Here is a 14,952-nt window from a genome sequence, read left to right on the forward strand (position 1 = left end):
ATAGGCCCCGATAGGCTCAGAGCGTGCCGTCGCCGCCGTCGTACAAGCTCGTTGCGACCGATCTCGACGGCACCCTCCTCCACACCGACGGCACCGTCACCGACCGCACCCGCGATGTGCTGGTCGAGCTCGACCGGCGCGGAGTCCCGGTCGTGTTCGTCACCGGCCGTCCGTACCGCTGGATGGAGTCGCTGTGGGCCGACGTCGGCGGGCACGGGCTGGCGATCTGCTCCAACGGCGCGCTCGTGTACGACGTGGCCGAGCACGGCATCCGCAGCTCGCTCCCGATCGACCCCGACACCCTGATCCGGGTCGGCAACGTGCTGCGCAAGCGGATCCCGGGCACCGCGTTCGCCGTGGAGAAGACCACCGGCTTCGGCCTGGAGCCGGGCTACCTCGCCCGCACCGACCGGATCGACGGCATCCCGATCGCGCCGCTGGAGGAGCTGGTCGACGGCACCGTGGTGAAGCTGCTCGCCCAGCACGAGGAGCTGGCGGCCGACGCGTTCTGGAGCGCGGTCGAGGAGTACGTCGGCGACCTGGTCACCACCACCTGGTCGTCTACCCACGCGATGATCGAGATGAGCGCGTACGGCGTGACCAAGGCGTCCACACTGGAGCGGCTGTGCGGTGAGTTCGGCGTGGCCGGGGCCGACGTCGTCGCGTTCGGTGACATGCCCAATGACATTCCGCTGCTGCACTGGGTGGGTGCGTCGTACGCGATGGCCAACGCCCACCCGAGCGTGCTCGCCGCGGCGACCCACCAGGCTCCCGCCAACGACCAGGACGGCGTAGCGCAGGTGCTGGCAGAACTGTTCGGGATCGGGTAGGAGCGTGACATCCTGACAACGTCGTGCTTGGCCGGCTGGGAGGTAATCATGCGTCGACTGGTTCCGGGACTCGTGTTGGCGTTCGTCGGAGCGCTGATGAGCGTCGCTGTCACCCAGCTGCCCGCTCACGCCTGCTCCTGCAAGGCGTCGGACATCAGGCAGGACGTGGAGCGCGCCGACGCCGTGTTCGCCGGGACCGTGATCTCGGTTCAGCGGCCGCCGGACGAGAACGCCGGTGTGGTCGTGGTCCTGGCCAAGGCGGACCGCAGCTGGAAGGGCCGGGTGCCGGCTCAGGTCGAGCTGACCACGCCGGCCAGCCCCGGGTCCTGTGGCGTCGAGGACCTCAAGGCCGAGAAGAAGTACCTGTTCTTCGCGCAGAGCGACGACGCCAAGCTCACCATTGACTCGTGCGGCGGTACGGCGCCGCTCACTACCGCGCTCGGCGACAGCATCACCAAGCTGCGCGGCGCGGGCGAGGACCCGGCCGCCGCCGAGGAGCCCACCGAGGAACCACCCCCGCCGCCGCCGTCCGCGGACCGCGAGGTGATCGACGACACCGAGCCGGTCGGCTTCGCCCGGATCGCCGCGCCGGGCGGAGCCTTGGTGATCATCGGAGTACTCGGCCTGCTGGTGCTGCGTCGCTTCAGCGCCAGATAAAAGCGACGGATCGGGCGGGAACCGGGCGGGGTGCGGGTGCGTCTGACGGGCGTGGCATTCTGGCACCACCACAGGAGGTAGGTCATGCGTCGACTCGTTCCGGGCTTTGTGTTGGCGTTCGTCGTTGCGTTGACGAGCGTCGTACTCATGCAGCTGCCCGCCCACGCCTGCAAGTGCGTGGCATCCGACATCGCGAGGGACGCGCAGCGTGCCGACGCCGTGTTCACCGGCACGGTGGTCTCGGTCCAGAAGCCGCCGAGCGGCAACTCGCCCGAGGGCGACGGGCCCACCGGTGAGGGTAACAAGGCCGACGCGACCGGCGTGATCACGATCCAGGTCGAGGCCGACCGGAGCTGGAAGGGCCACGTCCCGACCAAAGCCGAGCTGAGCACCGCGGCCAACTCCGCCGCCTGCGGCATCGAGGACCTCGAGGCCGACAAGAAGTACCTGTTCTTCGCGCAGAGCGACGGCGCCAAGCTCACGATCAACTCGTGTGGCGGTACGGCGCCGCTCACCGCCGAGCTAGGCGCCACCATCAGCAAGCTGCTCGGCCCCGGCAAGGACACAGCCGCCGACGAGGAGCCCCCAGCGGCTCCGAGCGCGGACCGTGAGGTGGTCGAGGGCAGCGAGCCGGCCGCCTTCACGCGGATCGCCGCGCCGGGCGGTGCGCTGGTTGTGGTGGGCGTACTCGGCCTGCTGGTGCTGCGTCGCTTCACCGGCGTACGCCAGAGCTGACCGACGACACGGGGGTGGCGGTGTCACTGGTGTCCCTACGCGGCCTGCTGGTGCTGTTCGCGGTCGGAGCCTCGCTGGCGCTGTGGCAGCCGTCGGCACAGGCGAGGGCCTGCACCTGTGACGGCGACCAGGCGATGGCCGAGCAGATCGACGAGGCCGACGCGGTCTTCACCGGCACCTACCTCCGTGACGCGGAACCGACCCTGACCCCGGACGGCGGGGAGCCGGCCGAGGCAGCGCTGCGCCGGATGAGCGTCGAGGTGGAGCAGGTCCGCAAGGGCAAGGTGACGCCGCTCGTGACCGTCGTGACGCCGCGCGACGCGGCCGAGTGCGGCCTGCAGCGCATGGAGCGTGGCACCCGGTACCTCTGGTTCGTCGCCGAGGACGACGAGGTGCTGACCGCGGACCTGTGCGGCGGCACCAAGAAGGCGACGCCGCCGGTGCGCGAGGAGCTCGCCGGCCTGCTCGGCGACTGGTACGCGCCGGCAGCACTCGACCCACCCGAGGAGCGCCGCCGAGCCGCTGCGCCGAGCTCCGAGGAGACGCCGGGCTGGGTGATGGCTACCGTCGGTGGACTGTTCCTGCTGGCCGGCGGCGCGACGTACTGGCTGCTGAAGCGGCACCGCGCCGAGGTCGACGAGCGGACCGCGGCCGAGGACGCGGCCGCTCGCGGAGACGTCTCCTAGAGGTACATCCCGCTCTGGTTCTCGTCCGGGTGGCCGGGCTGACCGCCGTGCGGGGCGGAGCCGGGCTGGGACGGACCACCGGGCTGCTGCGGGCCGCTTGCGCCCGGCGGCATCATCCCCGGAGGCAGCGCGCGGCGCATCTGCTCCAGCTGAGCGCGGGCCGCGACCTGCTGGGCGTAGATCGCGGTCTGGATGCCGTGGAAGAGGCCCTCCAGCCAGCCGACCAGCTGCGCCTGGGCGATCCGCAGCTCGCTCTCGCTCGGCGTACCTTCCTGGAAGGGCAGCGACAGCCGCTCCAGCTCCTCCACGAGCTCGGGAGCCAGGCCCGCCTCGAGCTCCTTGATCGAGGACTGGTGGATCTCCTTGAGCCGGATCCGGCTGGCCTCGTCGAGCGGCGCCGCCTTCACCTCTTCGAGGAGCTGGCGGATCATGCTGCCGATTCGCATCACCTTGGCCGGCTGCTCGACCAGGTCGGCGATGTGGCGCTCCTCCTCGTCGTCGCCGTCGGTCACGACCGCGTGCTCGCTGATCGCGCTCGCCGGTACCGTGCCGACCGGCTGCCCGTCCGGCCCCACGACGATGATCTGCTCCTCCGCCTGCTCTTCGCTCATGCCGCCAACCTTATGGCCCGGTGCCGAACCGGGCGCTGGCTGAGGGTGGAGGAATCCCCGGCCGGCCGGGGATCCCTGACGTTGTGGGCCATTGCAACGCCCCACAACGTCAGGGAGTGCCCGACAAGTCGGCCTTATGTCAGCCGGATCAGTAGACGGTGACGCCGTACCTCTGCGCAGCCTCGACGACCGGCTGGTAGAAGGTGGTGCCGCCGGCGCTGCAGTTGCCGCTGCCGCCGGAGGTCAGGCCGAGGGCCTTCGAGCCGTCGTACAGCGCGCCGCCGGAGTCGCCCGGCTCGGCGCAGACGTTGGTCTGGATCATCTGCCGGACCGTGCCGCCGCCGGAGTACCGGACCGTGACGTTGAGCGCGGTGACCCGGCCGTTCTTGGTGCCGGTCGTGGAGCCGCGACGGGTCACCGACTCACCGACGAACGCGTTCGCCGCGGTGAAGCCGCCCGGGTGGCTGAGCGAGGTGTTGTCGTAGCGCACCAGCGCGTAGTCGTTGCCCGGGAAGCTCGACGCGACGGTCGGGCCGATCAGGGTGCTGTGGCTGGAGTTGGTGTACCAGGTGTCGGCCTCGTCGCCGCAGTGGCCGGCGGTCAGGAAGTAGTAGGTGCTGCCGCTGCGCACGTTGAAGCCGAGCGAGCAGCGGAACCCACCTCCGTAGATGGCGTCGCCTGCCGACCCCATCGGCCGGAACACGCCAGCGGTGCGCTTGATCGTGATCTTGGTGGCGTCACTCCCGGCAGTACGGCGGATCTCGGCCACCTCGGTGGCGTCGACCGTCTTGTCGATGGTGACCACGACCCGGTCGGTCTTGGCGTCGACGTACCAGGCGACACCGCCGACTCCGGACTTGTCGACGGCGGCACTGGCCGCCGCCAGCCGGCTGATGCCGGCGTTGTCTGCGGGCGCCGCTTGGGCGACCGGTGCGGCGAACAGCGAGGCCGAGACAGCGCTTACCGTGGCGGCCGCCGCGAGGGCGGACCGATTCCGAGCAGGGTTGCGTTGGATCCTCACAGATTCCTCCTGAGGTGAGTGGGACCGTGGCGGGGTCCCGGGCGGGGTACCGAACCCTGGCCCCCGACCACCTCACGTGGTCTAGGCCACTGCTCGGTAACTCAGGAGTATTCGCACCCGTCGCGCGCCCCGGCAAGGCATCCGGCTGGCGGATCTGGCTGCGGGATGGACGCGGGTACGGCGAGACTCAGGCCGGCTCGAACAGGTGCAGCCGGTGCGCGGTCGCGGCCGCCTCACCACGCGAGGCCACGCCGAGCTTGGCGAGGATGTTGGACACGTGCACGCTCGCGGTCTTCGCGGAGATGAACAGCTCGCCGGCGATCTCCCGGTTGCTGCGCCCGGCCGCCACCAGCGCCAGCACCTCCAGCTCGCGCTCGGTCAGCTGGAACGGCACCCGGGCCGCCTCGCTGTGCGCCCGGGCGCCGGCACCGAGCTCGACCCGGACCCGCCGTGCCAGCAGGTTGAGCTGGTCGAGGAGCGGTTCGGCGCGCAGCGGCTCGGCGAGCGCGGCGGCCTCGCGCAGCCGGTCGCCGGCTGCCTCCCGGTCGCCGAGTGCGGCGTACGCCGCCCCGGCCCGCATCAGCGCATAGGCGCGGGGGTGTGGCGCGGTCCAGGCAGCAGCCGCCTCGTCCCAGAGCGCCGGGTTGGCACCGGCCGCGCGGCTGACCTCGGCCGCGAAGCTCGCCGCGTACGCCGCGGCCACCGGCCCCGGCCGCTCGGCGTCGCCGGCGATCGAGCCGAGCCGGTCCAGCGCCGCCGTGTCGCCGGCGTCGACCGCGGCCCGAGCCGCGATGCAGAGCAGCGGCCAGGCGTAGCGCGGGCTGGCCATCACCAGCCGATCGCCGACGGCGTCGGTCAGCGCGGCGGATGCTCCGGCCGGGTCGCCCGCGGCCAGGGCCAGCTCGATGTCCAGCTCGGCCAGGGGCAGCACGAACGGCGACGGCGTCTCGCCGATCAGCTGCCGCAGCTCGTCGGCGACCCGGATCGCGGCCTCCACCTCGCCGCGGTCGATCGCGATCCGGCCCCGGAAGACCAGCAGCTGGGCGCGGCCGAACGCCGTCGGGTCCAGCGCGAGCGCGTCGTCGACCACGGCCAGCGCGTCGTCCCAGCGGCCCTCGGCGGTGAGCGCCTCGGCGAGTCCTTGGGCGATGTTCGCCGCCCCGAACCGGGCCAGCCCGAGCTGCGCGGTGCGGCGGAGGCCTTCGTGGCCGGTGGTGATCGCGGCGGCGTGCGCACCGGTCGCGGTGTGCGCCTCGACCAGGGCGGCGTACGCCATCAGCTCCAGCCCGCCCAGGTCCAGCCCGCGGGCGCGGCGCACGGTCTCTGCGAGCGCCGGGAGTACGTCGCGTCCCTGCCGCGCGTCGATCCTGGCCAGGACTACCTGCGCCTCGACGGCGTACTCCGGTTCACCGATCTGCTCGGCGAGCGCCAGCTCCTCGGTGGCGAGCGGCCGCGCCTGCGCACACTCGTCGCGCCGGATCAGCGTGCGGGCGAGCTGGCCCAGGGCCTCGGCCCGGACCACGGTCGGCTTCGCGGCCACCTCGACCGCCTCGCGCAGGTCGTCGAGCTCGCCGGGGAGCATCACCTGCAGTCGCACGTAGGCCCGCTCCAGCAGCAGCCGGGCGCGGGTCTCGGGGTCGCCGTCCGGCCCGAGCTCGCGCAGGCCCTCCTCGACCAGCTCGAGTCCGCGCGTGGTGTCGGCCGCCCAGCAGGCCGCGTCCGCTGCTGCCTCCAGCACGGTCCCGCGGTCCACCCCGATCGCGGCCGCGGCGTCCGGCGCCACCGGCCACAGTGCGAGCACCTGGTCCAGCATCCGCACCTGCTCGGGGTAGGCGAGCTGGCGTGCCGCCTCTGCCGCCGCCGTCCAGGCGGCCGTGAGGGCGCGCTCCGGCTCGCGGGCGCCGTGCCAGTGCAGCGCGAGCCCGACCGGCGCCCAGAGGTCATCGGGCTCGAGCCCCGGATCCTCCGTGAGTGCCTCGGCGTACGCGCGGTGCAGGCCGGCGCTCTCGCCGGCCAGCAGGTCGTCCTCGACCGCGGCCCGGATCAGCTGGTGCCGGAACGCGTAGCCGCCGGGGTCGCGGGACAGCACCTGGCCACCGACTGCCGCCCGCAGCGCCGCGTTGAGCTCGGCGTCCGGCAGCCCGGTGACCCGGGCGAGCAGCGGATGGCTGACCCGGGTGCCGCCCACCGCGGCTGCGCGCACCACCTGTTGCGCCGCGTCCGGCAGCTCACCCACCACCTGCAGCATCAGGTCGCGCAGCGAGGTGGGCAGCTCGGTGCGCAGCGAGCCGTCGGCGTCGACCAGCGACTCGGTGAACAGGGGTACGCCGCCGCCGCGCGCCAGCACCTCGTTGACCACCGACGGGTCCGCCGGCCGGCCGAGCATGCCTTCGAGCTGGGCGGCGACCTGGTCCCGGTTGAGCCGGGCGAGCACGGCATGGGTGACCCCGCCGAGCCGCTCGACCCGGCCGAGCATCGCCCGGAGCGGATGGCCGTCGGCCAGGTCCTCGGTGCGGTACGTCGTCACCAGCTGGACGCGGGTCGAGCACAGGTTGGGGACCAGGAACGCGACCAGGTCGCGGGTCCCGGCGTCGGCCCAGTGGAGGTCCTCGACGACCAGCACCACCGGCCGCTCCTCGGCAAGCCGTTCCAGCAGCCGCAGCAGCGCCTCGAACAGGCGGGCCTTGGCCAGCTGCGGCTCGGCGTCATCGGCGGGTACGCCGAGCGTGGGGAGCAGTCGGGCCAGCTCGCGGGCGGCGTACTCGTCGACCAGGCCGGCCACGCCGTCCGCGCCGTACTCCCGGACGACGTCGCGCAGCGCCGCCGCGAAGGGCGCGTAGGGCAGGCCGGCCTCGCTGAGCTCCAGGCAGGACCCCTGCAGGATCCGCGCGCTGCCGCGCACCCGCGCGGTGAACTCGCGCACCAGCCGGGACTTGCCGCCGCCGGCCTCGGCGCCGATCAGGGTGATCTTGGGCGTCCCGTCCGCCGATGCCTCGTGGGCCGCAAGCAGCCCGGCCAGCTCTTCCTCGCGTCCCGCGAACAGCGGGCTGACCAGGCGACTCACGCTCGCCATCTTGTCACCCGCCGCTGGTTGACGAAGTTGCGCTAGCAACTGTCTCGAAACCAAGGCCCTCACCTATGGGTGTGCCGGAGCAGGGCCGGCACGAACACGTCCCAGGACTCTGGGGGTACGTCGTGACCGACGTCCTCCAGCACCAGCAGCTCGGCATCCGGGATCGCGGCCGCCAGCGCCTCGCCGTGCTTCGGTGGGAAGTACGGGTCGAGCTCGCCCTGGACGACCAGCGCCGGAGCCGCGAGGTCGCCCCAGCCGCCGCCCTTGGGCTCGTCGAACCGCATCGCGAAGTGGTTGGTCAGCGAGGCCGCCATGTCGGTCGCCCGGGCCACGTCCCGCTCCGCCCGGGTCCGAACCGCCGCCTCGTCGAAGTACGGCGACCGGCCGGCGCACTCCCGGATCGCCTCGACCAGCTCGTCGACCACGGTCGCCGGCTTGGCCGGCTCGGTCGGAGCGCCGCCAGGCTCCTCGGCGACATCGCCGCCGTCCTCCACCTCGCCGGTCGTGGTGGTGACGAACGTCAGCGTGGCGACCCGCTCCGGGTGGTCGACGCCGAGGAACAGCGCCGTACCCCCGTTCATCGAGCGGCCGACCACGTGCGCCCGGTCGATGCCGAGCGCGTCGAGGACGCCGACCGCGTCGCGGGCCAGGTCGCTCATCGCGTACGGCGGCTCGCCGACCGGGTAGCTCACCGAGCGTCCGGTGTCGCGCTGGTCGTAGCGGACGACATACCTTCCGCCGGCCGCCAGCAGCGAGCAGAGCTCCTCCTCCCACCAGAGCATCGACGCCTGCGCCCCGTGGATCAGCAGCAGCGCCGGGTCCGCCGGGTCGCCGAAGGTCTCCACGCAAAGGGGTACGCCGTTCGCGGTGACCATTCGCTCGCTCATGCCACGGCCGCCTCTCGGGCCAGCGTGGGGAGCTCGGCCGCCGGGTGCTCCTCCGGCTCGCCCGCCAGCTCCTCGATCTGCCGGCGCGGACCGGCGGTGGCCAGGATCGAGCCGAGGATCACCAGCGGGAAGCCGACCAGCATGCCCGGGGTCAGCGGCTCGTTCAGGATGGCCACGCCGAGGACCAGGGCGACGGCCGGGTTCACGTAGGTGATCACCGTCGCCCGGGCCGGGCCGGCCTCCGCGACCAGCGCGAAGAAGATCAGGAACGCCGCGGCGGTGCAGACCAGGCCGAGCCCGATCACCGACCACACGGCCTCGGTCGAGACGGCGTGCTGCGGCCAGGCGGCCGGGGTGAACGGCGCGTACACCAGCGTGGCGATGGTCAGCGAGGTGGCGATCACGCCGAGCGGCGGTACGTCGGCCAGGTGGCGGTTGATGATGATCGGGCCGACGGCGTACCCGAAGGCGACGCCCGCGATCGCGGCCACCGCGCCGAAGTCGCTGACCTGGATGTCCAGCCCGACCAGCCCGGCAACGCCGCCGAAGCCGACCAGCAGCCCGGTGATCCGGCGCCGGTCCAGCTTGTCGGCACCGATCCGGGTCACGATCACCGCTGCGATCAGCGGCACGACCGCGATCATCAGGCCGGCCGTGGAGCTGTTGATGGTCCTCTCCGCGTGGCCCAGCAGGAACCACGGGCCGACGATCTCGACGGCCGTGAAGGCCAGCAGCGGCTTCCAGTGCCGCAGCGCCGGGCCGACGACTCCGGCGCGGACCGCGATCGGGAGCAGGACCGCCACCGCGATCAGGCAGCGCAGGAACGCCACCACAACCGGGTCGATCTCGAGAACCGCAACGCGGATCATCAGGTAGGGCACGCCCCACAGCACGCTCAGCGCACCGAACAGCATCCAGCCTCGCTTGGTCATCACTCTGCTCCGCTCTCGTTGCGGTTCTCGTCGGTGGTGTCACTCGTCTTGGTGGCCAGCACGGTCAGCCAGGGCTCATCGGAGTCCTCGAGGCTGCGCGCGGCCCAGGTGGTCGTCAGTCCGGCAGCCGCCAGCCGGGCCCGGAAGTCATCGCCGTCCCAGAAGACGACGTGGTAACGGCTGCCGGACTCGCCGACCTCCCACTGCTCGCCGACGCCCTCGCGGACCGAGACCAGGAAGCTGCCGCCCGGCCGCAGCGCCGCCGCGACCTTCGCGAGCACCCGGTCGGTGTCGTCGCGCTCGATGTGGAGCAACACGCACAGCGCCAGGACGGCGTCGTACGGGCCGCCGTACTCGTCGTAGATCGCGTCCAGCACCTCGGCCTGCTTGCCGCGGCCGCGCTGGAGCTCGACGAACGCGCGGGTGATGTCGGTACGCCGTACCGTCGGCCCGAACGACTCCACGAAGTCGGCGTCCCAGCCGGGCCCGGACCCGATCTCGAGGATCTGTCCGGTCGGCGGGACGGCGACGACCAGGCGTCGCAGCGCCGCGGATCCGACGCCATCCGGGCTGGCGGTCGACTCGGCGTAGTCCCGGGCGATCCGCTCGTACGACGCCACGGTCTCCCTGTTGCTGGTGATCGTGTGCTGGCTCATGCCCACAACCTGTTCCTAAGGCCCCCTTTGTGGCATGAGGCACCTGCCCTATCTCTCGGGGTAGGGCGGTCTCAGGAGTGTCCGGAGTAAAGAAATTCCGGACATTTCGGAATTCGGAGACATGGCATCGGAGGCATACCTACGCTGATGGCGCTTCACCACCCACCACCTGCTCCACGCTGGAAGGACCGGCACCGTGCGTCCCGTTTCTCGACCGCTCACTCGGGCGGCAACCCTGTTCCTGGCGCTCGGTCTCGCCGTCGCCAGTCCCCTCGGCGGGCTCTCGCCCGTCGCGCCGGCAAGCGCCGACGTGGTTCTCACCGACTACGGCTTCTCCAACAGCGCATGGGGCACCGAGGTGGTCGGCGGCAGCCTTCCGGTCGGCAGCGGCGCGACCGCCCACATCGTGACCTCCTGCACGCGCAAGGCCGGGCTGGACAAGACCAACGAGATCGTCGGCGTCGACCTCGGCGGCCAGGTCAAGGTCAGCGGCGTCAAGAGCCGGAGCCGGACCTACCGCGGCGGCGGCGGCTTCCACTCCTGGTCGCAGAGCTACCTCGCGAAGGTGGACCTCGGCGGCGGCGCGCCGTCCTCAAGGGCATCACCACGACGTCGCACTCCTGGGTGGACGCTGCCGGCAAGTACCACGCCTCGTCCAGCATCGGCGGCACCCTGAAGATCGGGCCGCTGCCGGAGGCGCCGCTGCCCGACCCGGGCTCGACCCCGATCCCGATTCCCGGCGTCGGCCTGCTCTCGATCGGCCACTCCAACTCCACGGTCAAGGCCGGTCAGGCCTACAACCAGCGGATCGCCGTACTGATCAAGCTCGACGCGAGCGGCAGCACCGTGAAGATCGGGCGCGCCGGCTCGATGATCGTCGGCAAGGTCAAGGAAGGCGTCATGGGCGGCAGCGCCTACGGCTCGACCGTGACCGCGCTGAACGGCGTCGTCACCTCCGGCAAGACCGCGCTGCTCGGCGTACCGTGCCAGGGCACCAACGGCAACTGGCTGCACCGCAACACCGCCGGCATCAACGTCCCCGGCGTCGCCGCGATCGGTGCCACCAACAGCGCCACCATGGGTGACCGCGGTCCGGCCGGCGCCGCCAAGGCGGTGGCCCGGAACTCGGTGGCCAGCATCAACCTGGGTGGCGGCCAGCTCGTGATCAAGGGCATCTCCTCGGAGGCCCGGGTCGAGAAGTCCAGCTCCGGCAAGATCACCACCAAGGCCACCTTCGGCGTCCTCAAGCTCACCGACCCGACCGGGACCACCCGCGACCTCTTCCCGGGCCAGACACTCGAGATCCCGGGGCTCGGCGTGATCAGTGCCGGCAAGGTCTCCAAGTCGAAGTACAAGGTGACGGCGTCCGCGGTCTACATCGAGCTCCTTCCGGGCACCCCCGGAGCGACGATCATCAAGCTCGGCAACTCGCAGGCGAGCCTGGTCCCGACCGGCTGAGCCGCGCGCGCCGGTCAGTCTGGTCACATCTGGGGCGGCCGGATCGTCAGGGGGTCATGAGCGACGGAAGAATGACGCGAGTGACCCCCGAGCCCCAGGAGTACCTCGCCCAGCAGTTCGAGGCCGACCGCACCCACCTGCGTGCGGTGGCGTACCGACTGCTCGGCTCGACGCACGAGGCCGACGACGCGGTGCAGGAGGCGTGGCTGCGGCTCAGCCGCTCCGACGCCGGCAGCATCGACAACCTCAGCGGCTGGCTCACCACCGTGGTCGCCCGGGTGTCGCTGGACATGCTGCGCTCGCGCAAGGCGAAGCGGGAGTCACCGATCGAGTTCGACGGCTACGAGGTGGCCACGCCCCTGACCACCCAGTCCGCACCGGCGGCGCAGGAGCAGGCCGACCGCGCGGACCCGGAGCGGCGCGCCGTCCAGGCGGACGCGGTCGGGCTGGCGATGCTCGTCGTACTCGACAAGCTGACGCCGCCGGAGCGGCTGGCGTTCGTGCTGCACGACATGTTCGCGCTCGCTTTCGACGAGATCGCGCCGATTGTGGACCGCTCGCCAGCGGCCACCCGGCAGCTGGCGAGCCGGGCCCGGCGGCGGGTGCAGGGGACGCCGGAGCCGCAGGCGGACCTGCCCCGCCAGCGCAAGGTGGTCGACGCCTTCCTGGCCGCCGCCCGCGGCGGCGACTTCGAGGCGCTGCTGGAGGTGCTGGACCCCGACATCGTGATGCGAGCCGACCAGGTCTCGGTGCGGAACGCGGCGGGCAAGGAAGCGGCGGGTGCGCCGAGGCTGGCCCCCCAGATCCGCGGCGCGGCTGCGGTTGCGGCGGCGCTCAAGGGTACGATGCAGGCGGCCCGGCCGGCGCTTGTCGACAACCAGATCGGCGTCGCCTGGGCGGTCGGTGGCGTGCCGAAGGCGGTCTTCGTGATCACTTTCGACGGCGACCGGATCGCCGACATCGACCTGATCGGCGAGCCCGACGGGATCGGGGCGCACCGTCTGCAGCTGCTCGACGGCTAATTCGGCCCAGATCGCGCCGCGACACGAAATAAGAAAAAACCCGGACAATTCGGGATTTACTTACATAGAACGGCCAATACCGCTACGTTGTGGGACGGCTCCTAGAAACACCCATTTCGTACGTCGGAAGGACCCTCCCAGATTATGCGCTTCGCATCCCGACCGCTCACCCGAGCGGTCACCCTGACCGCCACCCTCGGGTTGGCGGCTGTCAGTCTCAGCTCAGTCGCGCCCAGCGCGACCTCGGCCGTCGTACTCACCAACTACGGCTACTCCAACAGCGCGTGGGGTACCAGCGTGGTGGGCGGCAGCATTCCGGCCGGCAGCGGGGAAACCGCACACATCGTCACCTCCTGCACCCGCAAGGCGGGTCTGAGCAAGGTGAACGAAGTGGCCGGCGTCAACCTGGGTGACCAGGTGAAGGTCAACGGCGTCACCAGCTTCAGCCGCACGTACAAGGACTCGAAGGGCTTCCACTCGGAGTCGACGAGCGAGATCGCCAAGGTTGTTCTCGGCGACAACGCGGCAGTGATCCGTGGCCTCACCACCACCTCCCACTCGTGGGTCGACAAGGCCGGCAAGTACCACGCCACCTCCAAGATCGACGGCATCATCAAGATCGGGCCGCTTCCGGCCATCGAACTTCCGGACCCGGGCTCGATCCCGATCCTGATTCCCGGGGTCGGTCTGATCACGCTCGGCCACTCGAACTCCACCGTGAACGCCACCCAGGCCTACAACCAGCGGATCGCTCTGCTGGTCAAGGTCTTCGGCACCGGCAGCACCGTCAAGCTCGGTCGCGCCGGCTCGCTGATCGTCGGTGGCGTCAAGGAAGGCGTCATGGGTGGTAGCGGCTACGGCTCCACCGCGAACGTCGCCAACGGCACCGTGACCTCCGGCAAGACCGCGCTGCTCGGTGTGCCCTGCCAGGGCACCAACGGCAAGTGGCTGGAGCGCGACACCGCCGGCGTCAACATCCCGGGCGTGGCCCGGGTCGGCGTCACCCAGAGCGAGACCATGGGTGACCAGACCGGTCGCGCGGGCACCGCGGTCTCCGCTGCTCGCAACTCGGTCGCCAAGGTCACCCTCGGCGACAACCAGCTGATCATCAAGGGCATCCACTCGGAGTCCCGGGTGACCAAGTCGGCCAGCGGCAAGGTCACGACCAAGGCCAAGTTCGGCATCCTCGAGATCACGATGCCGGACGGCTCGACCCGCGAGCTGCTGCCCGGACGCACCATCGAGATCCCGGGCATCGCGAAACTGACGGCCGGTGTTGTGAAGAAGTCGAAGTACAAGATCAGCGTCATCGCGCTGCTTGTCGAGGTGCTGCCCGGCGAGTCGTCGTCGGTCGTGGTGCTGAAGCTCGGCAACAGCCACGCTTCGCTGGTCCCGCAGGGCTGATCTGCACTCTCGACGGGTACCCGGCCCAGGGGCCGGGCCGGGTGCCCGTCAGCAACACCGCAACACCCGCAACACCGCAACACCAAGCTGAACCCAAGGCCCCACCCGGAGACGGGGGTTGGGCGTCCCGGGGCCGCTGGTCCGGCCCCGGGCGTTTGGCTCTCCTTCTTCCTTTGCCGCCTGCACTTGCAGGCGGCTGTATTCATTTGTGGCATGACCGATGCCGTCTTTGACGCCGACACCTGGGCCTGAGTGCGGCGAGACGCCATCGGGTGGGTGGCGCGGCTGACACCGGCCAGTCCGCCCGCGCGCTGGTCGCCGGGGCGGCGCGTCGGCCGAACGGCGCCATCGTGGGTGACGGTCCGCTGCGGCCGCCGCGGCCAAGCCCCTTGACGCGCCCAGCGTGCGACCGGCCTGCCCGGCGCCAGCCGCGGGTGGGCGGTGGAATCCCCGGCCGACCGGGGATCGCTGACCTTGTTGGCCGTTGCAACGCCCGACAAGCTCAGGGAGTGCCCGACAACCCTGTCCGGTTTGCCCGGTCGACGCCGAGCAGGGTGGGCTGCTCTCGCTGATCGGGCACAACGCCGCCGGCCGGACCCTCTTCACGCTGTTGCGCGAGGGTCCCGCGGCGGCGTACGACGGGCTCGACCGGACCAGCCGGCGGACCGAGCAGTTCAACCACGACGTGCGGGTGGTCGACCCGGATGAGACCGCTGACCGGCTGACGGCGGCCGGGCTGGAGATCGTCGGCAGGTACGGCGGCCGGATCGCCAACGACCTGCTCACCGACGACGCGGCCAAGCGGGACCCCGCCTACTACGCCGACCTCGAGCGCCTCGAGCTGGCCCTGTGCGACCGGGAGCCGTACTCCCGGATCGGCGCATTCTGGCAGCTGGTCGCTCGCAAGCCGGGGCTGACGGTTTCACTAGGTACCTAGTGAAACCGTCACTTCCCGTCGGAAGTTTCGCGTGGGCTGGGAC

15 protein-coding genes are annotated in these 14,952 nt (G+C 71.5%); 9 read left to right on the top strand and 6 right to left on the bottom strand.

Translation table 11 applies throughout. From position 1 onward, the window contains the following. The first annotated feature begins 23 nt into the window (after positions 1-23). From DDV73_RS00890 to DDV73_RS00905, 4 genes are all read left to right on the top strand, one after another. Positions 24-830 carry an HAD family hydrolase gene (locus DDV73_RS00890; protein ID WP_109505357.1) on the top strand — a complete coding sequence of 269 codons (807 nt, stop codon included), beginning with the start codon at positions 24-26 and terminating at the stop codon, positions 828-830. Positions 831-878: 48 nt separating this feature from the next. Beyond that, positions 879-1,487, top strand: coding sequence for a hypothetical protein (locus DDV73_RS00895; RefSeq protein WP_154402555.1), 609 nt, complete (start codon positions 879-881; stop codon positions 1,485-1,487). 84 nt (positions 1,488-1,571) lie between these two features. After that, entirely contained in the window at positions 1,572-2,222 is a 651-nt protein-coding gene (locus DDV73_RS00900) for a hypothetical protein (RefSeq protein ID WP_154402556.1), read from the top strand. A gap of 20 nt (positions 2,223-2,242) precedes the next feature. Beyond that, positions 2,243-2,908, top strand: a complete 666-nt coding sequence (locus DDV73_RS00905) for a hypothetical protein (RefSeq protein WP_154402557.1) — start codon at positions 2,243-2,245, stop codon at positions 2,906-2,908. Here DDV73_RS00905 and DDV73_RS00910 read toward each other — a convergent pair. The 6 genes from DDV73_RS00910 to DDV73_RS00935 all read right to left on the bottom strand — a co-directional run bounded on the left by DDV73_RS00910 (position 2,905) and on the right by DDV73_RS00935 (position 10,088). Beyond that, positions 2,905-3,519 carry a bacterial proteasome activator family protein gene (locus DDV73_RS00910; protein WP_109505361.1) on the bottom strand — a complete coding sequence of 205 codons (615 nt, stop codon included), beginning with the start codon at positions 3,517-3,519 and terminating at the stop codon, positions 2,905-2,907. The two genes, DDV73_RS00905 and DDV73_RS00910, sit on opposite strands and share 4 nt — an antisense overlap. A gap of 148 nt (positions 3,520-3,667) precedes the next feature. Continuing rightward, positions 3,668-4,540 carry a S1 family peptidase gene (locus DDV73_RS00915; protein ID WP_109505362.1) on the bottom strand — a complete coding sequence of 291 codons (873 nt, stop codon included), beginning with the start codon at positions 4,538-4,540 and terminating at the stop codon, positions 3,668-3,670. Positions 4,541-4,727: 187 nt separating this feature from the next. After that, positions 4,728-7,604, bottom strand: a complete 2,877-nt coding sequence (locus DDV73_RS00920; protein ID WP_161962251.1) for a helix-turn-helix transcriptional regulator — start codon at positions 7,602-7,604, stop codon at positions 4,728-4,730. Positions 7,605-7,672: 68 nt separating this feature from the next. Further along, a complete protein-coding gene (locus DDV73_RS00925; RefSeq protein WP_109505364.1) occupies positions 7,673-8,500 on the bottom strand; it encodes an alpha/beta fold hydrolase in 828 nt (275 codons plus the stop codon). Then, positions 8,497-9,432 carry a DMT family transporter gene (locus DDV73_RS00930; protein ID WP_109505365.1) on the bottom strand — a complete coding sequence of 312 codons (936 nt, stop codon included), beginning with the start codon at positions 9,430-9,432 and terminating at the stop codon, positions 8,497-8,499. The genes DDV73_RS00925 and DDV73_RS00930 overlap by 4 nt, the downstream gene beginning before the upstream one ends. After that, the gene (locus tag DDV73_RS00935) at positions 9,432-10,088 is read right to left on the bottom strand and encodes a class I SAM-dependent DNA methyltransferase (RefSeq protein WP_109505366.1); all 657 of its coding nucleotides are present in this window, start codon (positions 10,086-10,088) and stop codon (positions 9,432-9,434) included. Before DDV73_RS00935 ends, DDV73_RS00930 begins: the two co-directional genes overlap by 1 nt. A 196-nt stretch (positions 10,089-10,284) precedes the next feature. Here DDV73_RS00935 and DDV73_RS00940 point away from each other — a divergent pair, with 196 nt between their 5' ends. The 5 genes from DDV73_RS00940 (at position 10,285) to DDV73_RS28570 (ending at position 14,909) form a co-directional block, all read left to right on the top strand. Next, positions 10,285-10,764, top strand: coding sequence for a choice-of-anchor P family protein (locus DDV73_RS00940; protein WP_109505367.1), 480 nt, complete (start codon positions 10,285-10,287; stop codon positions 10,762-10,764). Continuing rightward, positions 10,713-11,546, top strand: a complete 834-nt coding sequence (locus tag DDV73_RS00945) for a choice-of-anchor P family protein (protein WP_109505368.1) — start codon at positions 10,713-10,715, stop codon at positions 11,544-11,546. The genes DDV73_RS00940 and DDV73_RS00945 overlap by 52 nt, the downstream gene beginning before the upstream one ends. Positions 11,547-11,626: 80 nt before the next feature. Continuing rightward, complete coding sequence (locus DDV73_RS00950) at positions 11,627-12,568, top strand: sigma-70 family RNA polymerase sigma factor (protein WP_240617035.1); 942 nt, start codon at positions 11,627-11,629, stop codon at positions 12,566-12,568. Between the two features lie 144 nt (positions 12,569-12,712). Then, positions 12,713-13,972, top strand: a complete 1,260-nt coding sequence (locus DDV73_RS00955) for a choice-of-anchor P family protein (RefSeq protein WP_109505370.1) — start codon at positions 12,713-12,715, stop codon at positions 13,970-13,972. A 484-nt stretch (positions 13,973-14,456) separates the two neighbouring features. After that, positions 14,457-14,909: a class I SAM-dependent methyltransferase gene (locus DDV73_RS28570; RefSeq protein WP_154402558.1), complete on the top strand. Its 453-nt coding sequence runs from the start codon at positions 14,457-14,459 to the stop codon at positions 14,907-14,909. The last annotated feature ends 43 nt before the right edge of the window (positions 14,910-14,952 follow it).

Source organism: Nocardioides speluncae (assembly GCF_003121585.1).
GTDB lineage: Bacteria > Actinomycetota > Actinomycetes > Propionibacteriales > Nocardioidaceae > Nocardioides > Nocardioides speluncae.